The organism is Escherichia sp. E10V10, from assembly GCF_004211985.1.
Classification (GTDB): domain Bacteria; phylum Pseudomonadota; class Gammaproteobacteria; order Enterobacterales; family Enterobacteriaceae; genus Escherichia.
The window spans coordinates 193,851-209,293 of sequence record NZ_RHJO01000002.1; the positions used below are offsets into that span (position 1 = coordinate 193,851).

Sequence of the window (15,443 nt, forward strand, 5' to 3'; positions counted from 1 at the left end):
ATTTTTGCCGGATGCGGCCTACGATTTCGCAGCAATCTGTAGGCCGGATAAGATGCGTCAGCATCGCATCCGGCAGGGTTTATTATTGTTTTTTCGCTTTAGAAGGCAAAAAACCTTCCAGCACAATCAGTGCCGCACCGACACAGATTGCAGTATCGGCAAGGTTGAAGGTGGCGAAGTGCCAGTCGCCGACGTAGAAGTCGATCATATCGACAACGAAGCCGTGCCACAGGCGGTCGAACAGGTTGCCCAGCGCGCCGCCAATAATCAGCGCGTAAGCGATATTGTTTAGCTTCTGCGTGGCCTTCGAGCGATACATCATCACTGCAAGGATCACGCTAATACCAATCGCAATACCGGCAAAGAACCAACGCTGCCAGCCGCCGCTATCGGCAAGGAAACTAAACGCCGCGCCATAGTTACGCGCATAATGCAGATTAAGCGACGGGAACAGCGGGACCGTATCCCCCAGAGCAAAGTTCTGGAGGATCAGGTATTTGCTGCCCAGATCGATAATCAGCACGACTACCACCAGCCACAGCCAGCGCAGCCCTGTTGAACAGATCGATTGACTCATCAGGCAAACTTACGTTTTTCACCGTCACCGGCGACGTTGCTGACACAGCGGCCGCAGATTTCTGCGTGTTCCGCCACCTTGCCGACATCCTGGGTGTAGTGCCAGCAGCGTGGGCACTTCTCACCTTCGGCTTTACTCAACGCGACTTTCAGCCCTTTGAGTACTTCGCTCTGCTGAGCATCAGCAGGTGCGTCGTTATAGTCTGCAACGGTAGCGCCGGAGGTCAACAGGACAAATCGTAATTCATCGCCCAGCGCGGTCAGTTTCGCCGCCAGTTCCGGTTCTGCATACAGCGTCACAGCAGCTTCCAGCGAGCCGCCCACTTTCTTGTCGGCACGCGCTTGCTCAATGACTTTGTTCACTTCGCCACGCACTTTCAACAGCTCGTCCCAGAACGCATCGTTCATCGCTTCACTGTCTGCCAGACCAAACAGGCCTTCGTACCACTCGCCGGTGAAGACGTATTTTTCACGTTCGCCCGGCAGGTAGCCCCACACTTCATCAGCGGTGAAGGAGAGGATTGGTGCCATCCAGCGCACCAGCGCTTCAGCGATGTGATACAGCGCAGTCTGGCAGCTACGACGCGCCACGCTGTCCGCTTTGGCGGTGTACTGACGGTCTTTGATGATATCGAGGTAGAAGGATCCCATCTCAACGGAGCAGAAGCGCATCAGACGCTGTACCACTTCGTGGAAATCGTATGCTTCGTACGCCTTGAGGATGTCTTCCTGTGCCGCTTTCGCACAACCTACGGCCCAGCGATCCAGTACCACCATCTCTTCCGGTTTCACCATATCTTTTGCCGGATCGAAACCATTGAGGTTTGCCAGCAGGAAGCGTGCGGTGTTACGGATACGACGATAGCTGTCGGCAGCACGTTTCAGGATCTCGTCAGAAACGGCCATTTCACCGGTGTAGTCAGTTGATGCCACCCACAGACGCAGAATATCCGCGCCCAGTTTGTTCATCACATCCTGCGGCGAAACGGTGTTGCCGATGGATTTAGACATCTTGCGACCCTGACCATCCACGGTAAAGCCGTGGGTCAGTACCTGACGATACGGCGCTTTGCCCTTCATCGCGGTGGAGATCATCAGGGAAGACATGAACCAACCACGGTGTTGGTCAGAACCTTCCAGATACATGTCCGCTGCGTGACCAGCAAATTCCGGGCGCACGTCAACAACAGAAGAGTGGGTAGATCCGGAGTCAAACCATACATCCAGCGTGTCCGGCACTTTCACGTACTGATCAGCTTCATCGCCGAGGATCTCTTTCGCATCGAGATCCCACCACGCCTGGATGCCATCAACTTCAACACGTTTTGCCACTTCTTCCATCAGTTCGAGGGTACGCGGATGCAGTTCTTCCGTGTCTTTATGCACGAACAGTGACATCGGTACGCCCCAGGTGCGCTGACGGGAGATACACCAATCAGGACGGTTAGCAACCATCGACTCGATACGCGCCTGGCCCCAGTCCGGGATCCACTGCACGCCTTTGATCTCTTTCAGTGACTGCGCACGCAGACCTTTCTGATCCATGCTGACGAACCACTGCGGCGTCGCGCGGAAGATGATCGGCGTTTTGTGACGCCAGCAGCACGGATAGCTGTGCTGCATTTTCTCAACGTGCAGCAGCGCACCTTTTTCCTGCAGCAGCGCAACGACGATGTCGTTCGCTTTGAAGACGTTCACACCATCCAGCGTCGGGTAAGTGCCCGGCAGATAAGTGCCGTCCGGGCCAACCGGGTTAGCGGTTTCCAGACCGTATTTCTGGCCAATCACATAGTCGTCCGGACCGTGGCCAGGCGCGGTGTGAACGGCACCGGTACCAGCATCCAGGGTAACGTGATCGCCGAGGATTGCCGGAACGTCGAAACCCATAAACGGATGGGTAAAGCGCAGCAGCTCAAGCTCCGCACCTTTTACCGTGCCGAGAATGGTGTAATCGGTCACGCCGATACGCTGCATTACGCTTTCAACCAGATCTTTCGCCAGAATCACGGCCTGACCGTCGATCTGCACCAGCGCATAGTCGAAATCAGGTGCAATAGAGATTGCGCGGTTTGCAGGCAGAGTCCACGGCGTGGTAGTCCAGATCACCAGCGAGATTGGGCCGTTAACGTTGCTGACACCAAATTTTGCTTTCAGCGCATCCTGATCGACCGCCTGGAAAGCGACGTCGATGGACGGAGAAGTTTTGTCGTAATACTCAACTTCCGCTTCTGCCAGTGCAGAACGGCAGTCAACGCACCAGTGCACTGGCTTCGCGCCTTTGTGCAGGTGACCGTTGCCGATGATTTTGCCCAGCGCGCGGATGATGTTGGCTTCAGTTTTGAAGTCCATGGTCAGGTACGGGTGCGACCAGTCGCCCAGCACGCCCAGACGGATAAAGTCTTTGCGCTGACCGTCAACCTGGGTAGCTGCGTATTCGCGGCACTTGGCGCGGAACTCGGCAGCAGTGAATTTCTCACCCGGCTTACTGTATTCTTGCTCTACTTTCAGCTCGATCGGCAGACCATGGCAGTCCCAGCCAGGCACATACGGCGAGTCATAACCGGAAAGTCCTTTGGACTTCACGATAATGTCTTTCAGAATCTTGTTAACCGAGTGACCAATATGAATGCTGCCATTCGCATAAGGAGGGCCATCATGCAGAATGAAGGTTTTTTTGCCTTTTTTAGCCGCACGAATGATGCCGTACAGGTCATCATCAGTCCAACGCGCCAGCATTCCCGGTTCGCGCTTGGCGAGATCGCCACGCATCGGGAACCCTGTTTCCGGCAAATTCAGGGTTGATTTATAGTCACTCATCAGATTCTCGGTTCCGTATTTCGGTTTGATTACATAACAGGCTTAAGCCGGTTTTGTTAGCCCAAAAAATTCGCGGGCGGTTAATTCATCACGCGCAATCTGCGCTTTCAGTTCGTCCAGCGACGCAAATCGCTGCTCATTGCGTATTTTTTTACGCAGCACTACTTGTATATGGCGACCGTAAAGGTCCATTGCAACATCTAACAAATGCACTTCCAGCTGCTGGCGAATACCGGCAACCGTTGGGCGTGTTCCGATGTTTGCCACGCCGGGTAACGGCTTTTCACCGAGGCCCAGCACTTCTACCGCATAAACCCCTTTCACCGGGGAAACCTGACGGCGTAGCGGTACATTCGCCGTCGGGAAACCTATAGTGCGCCCTAATTCATCACCGTGGACCACACGCCCGGAGATGGCAAACGGGTGCCCCAGTAAACTTTCTGCCAGAGCCAGATTATCGTCTGCCAGTGCCTGACGCACAGCGGTGCTGCTGATACGCACGCCACCTTCGCAAAAAGTTTGCGTACTGGTAATGTCAAAGCCGTATTCCACGCCAGCTTTCTGTAATAACAAGAAATCGCCTTCACGACCAGCGCCAAAGCGGAAATCGTCACCCACGGCGAGAAATTTTACCCGCAAATGCTTCACCAGAAGATCGCTGATGAAGTTTTGCGCAGTCAGCGCCGCAAAGCGCCTGTCGAAACGCACGCACAGCACGTAATCTACGCCACACTCTGCAAGGTAACGCAGTTTTTCCCGCAGTCGGGTCAGTCTTGCCGGGGCTTTATCGGTAGCAAACAGTTCCAGTGGTTGAGGTTCAAAAAGCATCACCATCACCGGTAAGTTTCGCCTGCGCCCTTCTTCCTGCAAGCCCTGTAACAACGCGCGATGACCGCGATGCACGCCGTCGAAATTACCAATAGTCAGCACACACCCTTCTTGCGGGGCCTGGCTGAGATTATGTATGCCGCGTATCAGCTTCATGTCTGGCTCAAAACAGTGAAAATCGTCCGAGTATACCTTGTACAGCGGTCAAGGTTAACCGGCGATTGAGTACCGAAATCAGAAAGAAGTGGCTTTTCATTGCCATGGCGCAAATCACGGGCAGAAACTCACGGCCTGATGCAATTTTTATCGCGGAAAAGCTGTATTCACACCCCGCAAGCTGGTAGAATCCTGCGCCATCACTACGTAACGAGCGCCGGCACATTAACGGCGCTTATTTGCACAAATCCATTGACAAAAGAAGGCTAAAAGGGCATATTCCTCGGCCTTTGAATTGTCCATATAGAACACATTTGGGAGTTGGACCTTGGCTAATATCAAATCAGCTAAGAAGCGCGCCATTCAGTCTGAAAAGGCTCGTAAGCACAACGCAAGCCGTCGCTCTATGATGCGTACTTTCATCAAGAAAGTATACGCAGCTATCGAAGCTGGCGACAAAGCTGCTGCACTGAAAGCATTTAACGAAATGCAACCGATCGTGGACCGTCAGGCTGCTAAAGGTCTGATCCACAAAAACAAAGCTGCACGTCATAAGGCTAACCTGACTGCACAGATCAACAAACTGGCTTAATCGCCTTTTGTTGTCAGCTTTGTAAAAAAGCCCGCGCAAGCGGGTTTTTTTATGCCCATCTGCAGGCCAAAACTGCAGCCTGCAGAGTACAAATGGTTATTTTGAAGCTGAAGTAAACAACGCAGAGTAATCTGTGTTGCAAATACGCTGTACCGCAGGATGTTGAATCATCCTTTCGGCGAAAATCGCGTGGTACTCTTCCATGACGTTCTCAACGCGGCCTATCTCCATAACCGAGTCATCGTTATAGAAATCATTAGCGTAAAGCGAAGGTGCAACGAAAATAGCGTTATGCGTCGCTCCAAAAGCTTTCATCAACGCCGCATCATCAAACTCCCCCAGAATTTCAACGTTTAAGCCCTGAGAGTTAAACCAGTTTAATAGCTTGCGTCCCAACATTGAGCGACGCCCCGGAATAAGTAAGCGACGCTCTTCCAGACAGGCAGGAAACGGCTTTTCTGGCAGCGGGTTAGTGCACCAGAAACTGACACCACACTCGCCAATTTTTATGGAAAACAGCCCTTCCTGCTGGGTGGAGTCTATCGGGCAGTCAGAGATGATCATATCCAGCTTATGCTGACTCAGTTGCTCCAACAGCATCTCGTGCGTCGATTCAAAACAGCGTAAATGGATCTGCTCGTCTTCCACCACTGCGGCATTCAATACACTACTGACCAGGCGTTTGGAAAGAGCATCTGCCACGCCAACATCAAACAACAAATTGGACTCTTTGCGATAGTTGACGATATCCAGCATTTCCTGGCTTAAGGTGAACATTTTATCGGCGTAGCGATAGACCAGTTCCCCCAGTTCGCTGGGTTCCAGACCACGTCCTTTACGCTTAAATAGTTTCCCTTGCAGGCGCTCTTCCAGCGCCCGGATCTGCCCGGTAATGGTTTGTGGTGTTAAATAAAGCGCCTCCGCTGCGCCAACCACAGAACCTTCTTTGTAGACATGCCAGAAGTAATACAAGTGGTTGTAATTGATATGAGACATGCTCATTTCTCTCCCTGATAAGAATGAAAAGGGAGCCATTTATGGCTCCCCGGTACATCGTCCTGTCAAACTGATGGACGTAAACGAATGCGTAACCAGCTATATCCAATTACTGCCGAAGAGATTGAGCCAACCAGAATGCCCAATTTCGCCCAGTTAATCAGTTCTGGATCTACGCTACCAAAAGCCAGGCTGGCAATAAAGATAGACATAGTAAAACCGATACCGCACAAGATCCCAACCGCCATAATTTGCTGATAAGTGGTTCCCTCTGGCAAATGAGCCAGTTTCAAACGCAGCGCCAACCAGCAGAACAAACTAATACCCAACGGCTTGCCAATCAGCAAACCGGCGATGATCCCTAATGGCAGGATGGAGGTCAGGCCATCCAACGTCACGCCTTGCAGAGAAACGCCGGCATTGGCAAAAGCAAACAGCGGCAAAATCAGATAAGCCACCCATGGATGTAATACATGCTCCATGCGCTTCGCCGGAGAACGGCCATGCTTCTCTTTCAATGGAATAAAGAAACCGACAATGACACCTGCCAGCGTTGCGTGAACACCTGATTTCAACACCGCGGTCCACAACACCACGCCGACCAGAATATAAACTCCCGTGCGGCGAACACCACAAATGTTGAGCACCGCGAGCACCGCAATTGCTACAGCTGCAACGCCAAGAGAAGCCATCGACAAGTCATTAGTGTAAAACAAGGCGATGATTATGATGGCTCCAAGATCGTCGATAATAGCCAGCGCCATCAGAAAGATCTTCAGTGCTAACGGTACACGACTTCCCAATAACGCCAGCACACCAAGGGCAAAGGCAATGTCAGTCGCAGCCGGGATTGCCCACCCTTCACGTGTGATAGGATCGGCGTAGTTAAAGGCCAAATAGAGCAATGCCGGGACAATCATCCCGCCGATTGCGGCAATAACCGGAAACGCAGCCTGGCGCAAGCTGGCCAGCGATCCTTGCATCAGCTCGCGTTTAACTTCCAGACCAACTAACAGGAAAAATATCGCCATTAGCGCGTCATTTATCCATAACAGCATGTTTTTATTGATTTCAAGAGAACCTACCCGGAGCTGAACCGGCGTCTCAAGAAAGTCGTGATACCATCCACTGGTTGCGCCGCTGTTGGCCATAATCATCGCCAGAACAGCGGCAATGATGAGAATAATGCCTCCCGAGGCATCACTGCTAAAGAATCGATGCAGATGTTTCACTTTTTATTTCTCTTTCAGGTGAATAGATCGTTTTAACTATTTTACCCCGCACAAATCATCGTTAAAATCAGATTATAGTGTAGGAATAATTCGCTTTTTACGATCTATAAAGAAGATTAAATCACCAGCAGAGGAAGTGTTTTTGGCGCTCGAAAGCGGTGGCTGATGACCTTAAGCCCTGATAATCATAGCTTAAGGTCAAGATTTCTGAGGGATTAATTCGGAAAAGTAATAATTAATTTGTTGTCAGTCGGCGTTGTTTGTTAGGACAATATTTCAAAAATAATCCAGCTTGTCGTCAATAATTGCGATAAAGAGATAAATTAAAGTTAAATAATTAAATCCTTAAAAAATTACGCCATAAAAATGCGAGGCGTCTTCAGGATTATAATCGATAAAACAGAGTGGGTTAAAGAGAGCGGTATAATAGCGGCGGGTGCTTGAGGCTATCTGTCTCAGGCATTAGCTGGATGGCACATAGAGAAAAGCCCCGAGTGATATTTTACCATCAACCCGAGGCCCCCTATATGCAGAACACATGTAGAGTGCCTCTTACTGACCGTAAGGTCAAGGAGAAGAGAGCAATGAAGCAGCATAAGGCGATGATTGTCGCCCTGATCGTCATCTGTATCACCGCCGTAGTGGCGGCGCTGGTAACGAGAAAAGACCTCTGTGAGGTTCACATCCGAACTGGCCAGACGGAGGTTGCTGTTTTCACGGCTTACGAATCCGAGTAAGAGCAACGGCGGGGAGTGACCCCCGCCACTTTACAGGTGCTCGCATATCTTCAACGCACCCTATTTTTTTACCCAGGCCTGCCCACGGGCAGGCTTTTGGGGAGGTTAGCGAGTCAGGTCGTCGAAAAACTTCTTCACGCCATCAAAGAAGCTCTTTGAGCGCGGGCTGTTGTGCTCGCCGGTTGGGCCACCGAAGCTTTCTTGCAGCTCTTGCAGCAGCTGTTTCTGCTTCTCGTTCAGGCCTACCGGTGTTTCGACAACAACGCGGCACAGCAAGTCACCTTGCGCACCGCCGCGGACAGACTTGACGCCTTTACCGCGCATACGGAACAACTTACCGGTCTGGGTTTCGCCAGGCACTTTCAGTTTGACGCGACCATCAAGGGTCGGTACTTCGATTTCGCCACCCAACGCCGCCATAGCGAAGTTGATCGGGACTTCGCAATACAGGTTGTTGCCTTCACGCTCGAAAATCGGGTGCTGTTTAACCTGAACCTGAACGTACAGATCGCCTGCCGGTGCGCCGTGTTCGCCCGCTTCACCTTCGCCCGCAAGACGGATGCGGTCCCCGGTGTCCACCCCTGCCGGGATTTTAACGGACAGCGTTTTGCTGCGCTCAACACGACCATGACCATGACATTTGTTGCACGGATCTTTGATCAGCGTACCGCGGCCCTGACAGTGTGGACAGGTCTGCTGCACGGCAAAGAAGCCCTGGCGCATCTGCACCTGACCAGAACCATGACAGGTCGGACAGGTCTGCGGCTGCGTGCCTGGTTTTGCACCGCTACCGTGGCAAACGTCACACTCTTCCAGAGTCGGAATGCGGATCTCTTTGGTCACGCCACGTACAGCTTCTTCGAGGGTGAGCTCCATGTTATAGCGTAAATCAGCACCGCGCGCCGCACGTTGACGACCACGCCCACCGCCAAAAATATCGCCGAAAACGTCACCAAAAATATCGCTGAAGTCTGCGCCGCCGCCAAAACCGCCGCCGCCCATGCCGCCTTGCTCAAACGCCGCATGACCATACTGATCGTATGCCGCACGTTTTTGCGAGTCGGTCAGAACTTCATAAGCTTCCTTGATCTCTTTAAATTTCGCCTCGGCCTCTTTGTCACCCTGGTTACGGTCCGGGTGGTATTTCATGGCCAGGCGTTTGTAGGCCTTTTTGATTTCACGCTCTTCCGCTGTTTTGGAAACGCCTAAAATCTCGTAATAATCTTGCTTAGCCATCTTTTTTTAATTGCCCCTAGATGAATGCACGGGCGGAGAGGAAATTCCCCTTCGCCCGTGTCAGTATAATTACCCGTTTATAGGGCGATTATTTTTTGTCTTTGACTTCTTCAAACTCGGCGTCGACAACATCGTCATCTTTCGCGTTGTTTGCAGAAGCATCAGCACCGGCAGTCTGCTGCTGTGCATGTTGCTGCTGGGCGATTTCCATCAGTTTCTGGGAAACCTGTGCCAGTTCCTGCATTTTCGCTTCGATAGCGGCTTTGTCTTCACCTTTCAGAGCAGTTTCCAGTGCAGTCAGCGCAGACTCGATAGCAGTTTTGTCGTCAGCCGGCAGTTTGTCGCCTGCTTCTTCAACCTGCTTACGGGTACTGTGCAGCAGATGGTCGCCCTGGTTGCGAGTCTGTACCAGCTCTTCAAACTTACGGTCAGCTTCGGCGTTAGCTTCTGCGTCGCGTACCATTTTCTGGATTTCATCTTCGTTCAGACCAGAAGACGCCTTGATGGTGATCTTCTGCTCTTTACCGCTGTTTTTATCTTTCGCGGAAACGTGCAGGATACCGTCAGCATCGATATCGAAGGTAACTTCGATCTGCGGCATACCGCGCGGTGCCGGGTTGATACCATCCAGGTTGAACTGACCCAGAGATTTGTTATCAGCCGCACGTTTACGTTCACCCTGCAGCACGTGGATGGTTACCGCAGACTGGTTGTCTTCAGCGGTAGAGAACACCTGGCTGTGCTTGGTCGGGATAGTGGTGTTTTTCGCGATCAGCGTCGTCATCACACCGCCCATGGTTTCGATACCCAGAGACAGCGGGGTAACGTCCAGCAGCAGTACGTCTTTTACGTCACCAGTCAGAACACCACCCTGAACAGCAGCACCGATAGCTACAGCTTCGTCCGGGTTAACGTCTTTACGCGGCTCTTTACCAAAGAATTCAGCAACTTTCTTCTGAACCATTGGCATACGAGTCTGACCACCAACGAGGATAACGTCGTCAATATCAGATACGGACAGGCCAGCGTCCTGCAGTGCAACTTTCAGCGGCTCGATGGAACGGTTTACCAGGTCTTCAACCAGGCTTTCCAGTTTCGCACGAGTCACTTTGATGTTCATGTGTTTCGGACCGGTCGCATCTGCAGTGATGTACGGCAGGTTAACATCGGTCTGCTGAGCGGAAGACAGCTCGATTTTCGCTTTTTCTGCCGCTTCTTTCAGGCGCTGCATTGCCAGCGGGTCGTTGCGCAGGTCAATGCCCTGATCTTTCTTGAATTCTTCAACCAGGTAGTTGATCAGGCGGCTGTCAAAGTCTTCACCACCCAGGTGGGTATCACCGTTGGTAGCCAGAACTTCGAAGGTTTTTTCGCCGTCAACTTCGTCGATTTCGATAATGGAAATATCGAAAGTACCACCACCCAGGTCATAAACCGCGATAGTACGGTTACCAGTACCTTTGTCCAGACCGTAAGCCAGCGCAGCTGCGGTCGGTTCGTTGATGATACGTTTTACTTCCAGACCAGCGATACGGCCTGCGTCTTTGGTTGCCTGACGCTGAGCATCGTTAAAGTATGCCGGTACGGTGATAACAGCTTCAGTTACCGGTTCGCCCAGGTAATCTTCCGCGGTTTTCTTCATTTTTTTCAGCACTTCAGCAGAAATCTGCGGCGGTGCCATTTTCTGGCCTTTAACTTCGACCCATGCGTCGCCGTTATCAGCAGCAATAATTTTGAACGGCATGATGGAAACATCACGCTGTACTTCTTCGTCCTGGAAGCGGCGGCCAATCAGGCGTTTAATCGCAAACAGGGTGTTTTGCGGGTTCGTCACTGCCTGACGTTTAGCCGGCTGACCAACCAGAGTTTCACCATCCTGGGTATAGGCAATGATAGAAGGCGTGGTGCGATCGCCTTCGGCGTTCTCCAGCACACGAGGAGTGGTGCCATCCATAATCGCTACACAAGAGTTGGTAGTACCCAGGTCGATACCAATAATTTTACCCATCTAAACGTCTCCACTATATATTCGGTCATCATGTGGTATGAGTCTGTAATAGGGGCGAAACGTCTGGTTTCAACTGCCCAATTTCATTTTTTTGCAGACTCACTCACTGCGGTTGACTACTAAATGGGGTCGTAACCCACGTCATCAAGGGGGAGATGCAAAAATTTTTTGTGCTTTTGCGCAGAAATTTCGTGATATACCCAAAGAAGACATGAAACAGACGGCATTTTCATTCATATAAAGAATGAATTCAACACAAGACATTCACCAAAAAATTGTAATAAAAAGAAAAGATTACATACCTGAATCTTCTTTTCGTCAGCAGTAAACTAGTGGCTATTCATCCCCTACTGCTCCCCGCTAAGAGAATCTTTATGAAATCCGTTTTTACGATTTCCGCCAGCCTGGTACTTGGCCTTATGTTGTGCTGCACGGCGCAAGCTAACGACCATAAAATCCTCGGCGTCATTGCGATGCCGCGTAACGAAACCAACGATCTGGCGCTGAAACTCCCCGTTTGCCGCATCGTAAAACGTATCCAACTCACCGCCGACCACGGCGATTTACAGTTGAGCGGCGCGTCGGTTTATTTCAAAGCCGCCCGTAGCGCCAGTCAAAGCCTGAATGTTCCCGCCGAAATTAAAGAAGGGCAAACCACCAACTGGATCAACATTAACAGCGATAACGACAACAAACGTTGCGTGTCAAAAATCACCTTTTCCGGTCATACCGTGAACTCGTCCGATATGGCCACGCTGAAAATTATCGGCGACGATTAACGCTTGAACAGAGAAGCCACAATAAATGAATGTTAATTACCTGAATGATTCAGATCTGGATTTTCTCCAACATTGTAGTGAGGAGCAACTGACCAATTTCGCCCGTTTGCTCACCCATAACGAAAAAGGCAAAACTCGACTCTCCAGCGTTCTGATGCGTAATGAACTGTTCAAATCGATGGAAGGGCATCCCGAGCAACATCGCCGCAACTGGCAGCTAATTGCCGGAGAATTACAGCATTTTGGCGGCGATAGTATCGCTAACAAACTTCGCGGACACGGCAAACTGTACCGGGCCATTTTGCTCGACGTCTCAAAACGGCTGAAGCTAAAAGCCGATAAAGAGATGTCTACGTTTGAAATTGAGCAACAGTTACTGGAACAATTTCTGCGCAATACCTGGAAGAAAATGGACGAGGAACATAAGCAGGAATTTCTCAAGGCGGTCGATGCCAGAGTCAACGAGCTGGAAGAGCTATTACCGCTGCTGATGAAAGACAAATTATTGGCAAAAGGCGTGTCGCATCTGCTTTCCAGCCAACTTACCCGCATTTTACGCACCCACGCAGCAATGAGCGTTCTCGGGCATGGTTTGCTGCGCGGCGCGGGGCTAGGAGGCCCGGTGGGCGCGGCATTAAACGGAGTTAAAGCTGTCAGCGGTAGCGCCTATCGCGTTACTATTCCGGCGGTCCTGCAAATTGCCTGCCTGCGTCGAATTGTCAGCGCCACTCAGGCCTAATCCCTCACATCGGGGAAAATTTTCATTTTCCCCTCAAAAGATCATGGACACTACTCCATTGGCTGATTATTATGCCGCGCCCTGAAATCACTACAGTTATTCAGGGAAATTATTTCACCATTCATTCAATGATGATTTTTGAGGAATTATGGGCAACACTAAGTTGGCTAATCCGGCACCGCTGGGCCTGATGGGCTTCGGCATGACCACCATTCTACTTAACCTGCACAACGTGGGTTATTTCGCTCTGGACGGTATTATTCTTGCCATGGGCATCTTCTACGGCGGCATCGCGCAAATTTTCGCTGGTCTGCTGGAGTATAAAAAAGGCAACACTTTCGGGTTAACCGCCTTCACCTCTTACGGTTCTTTCTGGCTGACGCTGGTTGCGATTCTGCTGATGCCGAAACTGGGCCTGACCGATGCGCCAAATGCGCAGTTCCTTGGTGTCTACCTGGGTCTGTGGGGCGTGTTTACGCTGTTTATGTTCTTCGGCACGCTGAAAGGCGCACGCGTTCTGCAATTCGTTTTCTTTAGCCTGACCGTGCTGTTTGCCCTGCTGGCGATCGGTAACATTGCTGGCAACGCCGCGATCATCCACTTTGCCGGCTGGATTGGTCTGATCTGCGGTGCCAGCGCAATCTATCTGGCGATGGGTGAAGTGCTGAACGAGCAGTTTGGTCGCACCGTTCTGCCGATTGGTGAATCCCACTAATTGCTTGATATCCCCCGCTCGGGGGATATCAGATTGTTGACAACGTGCGCTTTATTCATGCCGGAAGCGGCGTGAACGCCTTATCAGGCCTACAAAATCGTGCAAATTCAATATATTGCAGGAAGAACGTAGGCCTGATAAGCGTAGCGCATCAGGCTGTTTTGCGTTTGTCATCAGTCTGATCCCCCCGCCTGGGGGGATTTTTTTTTATTCGCTAACTTCGCGTCTTGCGCTCTTCGGTCTGAATGCTGCAACCACTTCCGGTGCCGTTTCAACATATGGCCCTTCCAGCAACTGAATGCAGTACGGTACGCTGGCAAAAATACCGTGCACCACGACCTTACCCTCGGCATCCTTCACGCCTTCCAGCGTCTCTTTAATAGACTTCGGCTGACCGGGTAAGTTAAGGATCAGTGCCTGTTTGCGGATCACGCCCACCTGGCGCGAAAGGATCGCAGTTGGCACAAAATGCAGGCTAATCTGGCGCATCTGTTCACCAAAGCCTGGCATCTCGCGGTCCGCTACTGCCAGCGTCGCATCGGGCGTTACGTCACGGCGCGCCGGGCCAGTACCGCCGGTTGTCAGCACCAGATGGCAACTCATTTCATCCACCAGCTCACACAACGTTTGCTCGATGATCGCCTGCTCATCGGGGATTAAGCGGGTTTCCAGTTCAAACGGCGTGGTTAGCGCCGATGTCAGCCATTCTTCCAGCGCAGGGATGCCTTTATCCTGATAAACGCCGCTGGACGCGCGATCAGAGATGGAAACTAAGCCAATACGTAAAGTATTCATCAAGATTTTTCCGTTTAAACAGTCTCGTTAAACAGAATGATACACTGCGAAGGGAGTGACAGACAGGCTTCAGAAGAGGTAGCGTGACCGACTTCCCGGTCACGCTAAGAATGATTACAGCAGATCGCCGATCATTTTTTCCAGTTTTTCCTGGTCAACAGCAAACTTACGGATACCTTCCGCCAGTTTATCTACTGCCATTGGATCCTGGTTGTGCTGCCACAGGAACTCGGACTCGGTGATACGCGCCGGACGCGCTTTCACTTCGCCGGTGTAAGACAGTTTACGTTCGATAGCCCCTTCGCTCTCCGCCAGCTCTTTCAGCAGTGCCGGTGCGATGGTCAGACGGTCGCAGCCTGCCAGTTCCAGAATTTCGCCGATGTTACGGAAGCTTGCGCCCATAACCACGGTTTCATAACCGTGTTCTTTGTAATACTGGTAGATTTCAGATACAGAAACGACACCCGGATCTTCTGCCGGGGCGTACTCTTTCTTATCGGTATTGGCTTTGTACCAGTCAAGAATACGGCCAACAAACGGAGAAATCAGGAACACGCCCGCTTCCGCACAAGCACGTGCCTGAGCGAAGGAGAACAGCAGAGTCAGGTTACAGTTGATACCTTCTTTTTCCAGCTGTTCTGCAGCACGGATACCCTGCCAGGTAGAAGCCAGTTTGATCAGAATACGATCGTTGCTAATACCTGCATCGTTGTAGAGCTTAATCAGGCGTTTTGCTTTCGCAATTGACGCTTCGGTGTCATAGGAAAGACGCGCATCAACTTCAGTTGAGATACGGCCCGGAACCAGTTTCAGGATTTCCAGACCAATATTTACTGCCAGTTTGTCGGTCGCGTCCACGATCTGCTGCGCGCGATCGTTGCTCTGCTGTTTCGCCCAGGCGACAGCATCATCAATCAACTTACGGTATTCCGGAATTTGCGCTGCGTTAAGAATGAGAGAAGGGTTGGTTGTGGCATCCTGCGGTTGATACAGCTTCATTGCCGCGATGTCCCCAGTGTCGGCCACTACGGTGGTGTACTGACGAAGGGAGGTCAATTTGTCCGTCATGATAGTATTTCTCTTTAAACAGCTTGTTAGGGGGATGTAACCGGTCTGCCCTGATGATATCACGACGTAACGACAGCGCAACCGCAGACAAAAGGGTTATCACCAGGCAAGACTGTTTCGGATTTCTGACATGGCGTTGATATCACCCGCCATTTTTAAACAAAACCTCATG

The 15,443-nt window shown here is 51.3% G+C and carries 15 protein-coding genes; 5 read left to right on the top strand and 10 right to left on the bottom strand.

The window, feature by feature from the left end:
- Positions 1-82 precede the first annotated feature (82 nt).
- From lspA to D9736_RS05380, 4 genes are read right to left on the bottom strand one after another with little or no spacing between them, the layout of a single operon-like run.
- Positions 83-577: a signal peptidase II gene (gene lspA, locus D9736_RS05365; protein WP_000083369.1), complete on the bottom strand. Its 495-nt coding sequence runs from the start codon at positions 575-577 to the stop codon at positions 83-85.
- Positions 577-3,393 carry an isoleucine--tRNA ligase gene (gene ileS / locus D9736_RS05370; protein WP_130257873.1) on the bottom strand — a complete coding sequence of 939 codons (2,817 nt, stop codon included), beginning with the start codon at positions 3,391-3,393 and terminating at the stop codon, positions 577-579. Before ileS ends, lspA begins: the two co-directional genes overlap by 1 nt.
- A 42-nt stretch (positions 3,394-3,435) precedes the next feature.
- Positions 3,436-4,377: a bifunctional riboflavin kinase/FAD synthetase gene (gene ribF, locus D9736_RS05375; protein WP_130204831.1), complete on the bottom strand. Its 942-nt coding sequence runs from the start codon at positions 4,375-4,377 to the stop codon at positions 3,436-3,438.
- Between the two features lie 7 nt (positions 4,378-4,384).
- Positions 4,385-4,603, bottom strand: a complete 219-nt coding sequence (locus D9736_RS05380) for a DUF2575 family protein (protein WP_064525381.1) — start codon at positions 4,601-4,603, stop codon at positions 4,385-4,387.
- 102 nt (positions 4,604-4,705) lie between these two features.
- Between D9736_RS05380 and rpsT the strand changes: the two genes are divergently transcribed.
- Positions 4,706-4,969, top strand: a complete 264-nt coding sequence (gene rpsT / locus D9736_RS05385) for a 30S ribosomal protein S20 (RefSeq protein ID WP_001274019.1) — start codon at positions 4,706-4,708, stop codon at positions 4,967-4,969.
- A gap of 96 nt (positions 4,970-5,065) precedes the next feature.
- On the opposite strand, the gene nhaR is transcribed toward rpsT, so the two are convergent.
- Together nhaR and nhaA are read right to left on the bottom strand one after the other, a co-directional pair.
- Positions 5,066-5,971, bottom strand: coding sequence for a transcriptional activator NhaR (gene nhaR / locus D9736_RS05390; protein WP_130204829.1), 906 nt, complete (start codon positions 5,969-5,971; stop codon positions 5,066-5,068).
- Between the two features lie 59 nt (positions 5,972-6,030).
- The gene (gene nhaA, locus D9736_RS05395) at positions 6,031-7,197 is read right to left on the bottom strand and encodes a Na+/H+ antiporter NhaA (RefSeq protein ID WP_130257874.1); all 1,167 of its coding nucleotides are present in this window, start codon (positions 7,195-7,197) and stop codon (positions 6,031-6,033) included.
- A 584-nt stretch (positions 7,198-7,781) separates the two neighbouring features.
- Here nhaA and mokC point away from each other — a divergent pair.
- Positions 7,782-7,934, top strand: coding sequence for a type I toxin-antitoxin system toxin MokC (mokC, locus tag D9736_RS05400; RefSeq protein WP_000809168.1), 153 nt, complete (start codon positions 7,782-7,784; stop codon positions 7,932-7,934).
- A gap of 105 nt (positions 7,935-8,039) precedes the next feature.
- On the opposite strand, the gene dnaJ is transcribed toward mokC, so the two are convergent.
- Together dnaJ and dnaK are read right to left on the bottom strand one after the other, a co-directional pair.
- A complete protein-coding gene (gene dnaJ, locus D9736_RS05405) occupies positions 8,040-9,170 on the bottom strand; it encodes a molecular chaperone DnaJ (protein ID WP_001118464.1) in 1,131 nt (376 codons plus the stop codon).
- An 88-nt stretch (positions 9,171-9,258) separates the two neighbouring features.
- Positions 9,259-11,175 (bottom strand): molecular chaperone DnaK, encoded by a 1,917-nt coding sequence (gene dnaK / locus D9736_RS05410; protein WP_000516135.1) that lies wholly within the window; start codon positions 11,173-11,175, stop codon positions 9,259-9,261.
- 374 nt (positions 11,176-11,549) lie between these two features.
- Here dnaK and D9736_RS05415 point away from each other — a divergent pair, with 374 nt between their 5' ends.
- The 3 genes from D9736_RS05415 (at position 11,550) to satP (ending at position 13,408) form a co-directional block, all read left to right on the top strand.
- The gene (locus D9736_RS05415; protein WP_130221672.1) at positions 11,550-11,954 is read left to right on the top strand and encodes a DUF2541 family protein; all 405 of its coding nucleotides are present in this window, start codon (positions 11,550-11,552) and stop codon (positions 11,952-11,954) included.
- A gap of 25 nt (positions 11,955-11,979) precedes the next feature.
- Positions 11,980-12,693 carry an acidic protein MsyB gene (gene msyB / locus D9736_RS05420; RefSeq protein ID WP_130217496.1) on the top strand — a complete coding sequence of 238 codons (714 nt, stop codon included), beginning with the start codon at positions 11,980-11,982 and terminating at the stop codon, positions 12,691-12,693.
- Between the two features lie 148 nt (positions 12,694-12,841).
- On the top strand, positions 12,842-13,408 hold the full coding sequence (satP, locus tag D9736_RS05425) for an acetate uptake transporter (protein WP_000528538.1): 567 nt from the start codon (positions 12,842-12,844) through the stop codon (positions 13,406-13,408).
- A gap of 207 nt (positions 13,409-13,615) precedes the next feature.
- On the opposite strand, the gene mog is transcribed toward satP, so the two are convergent.
- On the bottom strand, positions 13,616-14,203 hold the full coding sequence (gene mog, locus D9736_RS05430; RefSeq protein WP_130204821.1) for a molybdopterin adenylyltransferase: 588 nt from the start codon (positions 14,201-14,203) through the stop codon (positions 13,616-13,618).
- A 114-nt stretch (positions 14,204-14,317) separates the two neighbouring features.
- Complete coding sequence (gene tal, locus D9736_RS05435; RefSeq protein ID WP_000130187.1) at positions 14,318-15,271, bottom strand: transaldolase; 954 nt, start codon at positions 15,269-15,271, stop codon at positions 14,318-14,320.
- Between the last annotated feature and the right edge of the window lie 172 nt (positions 15,272-15,443).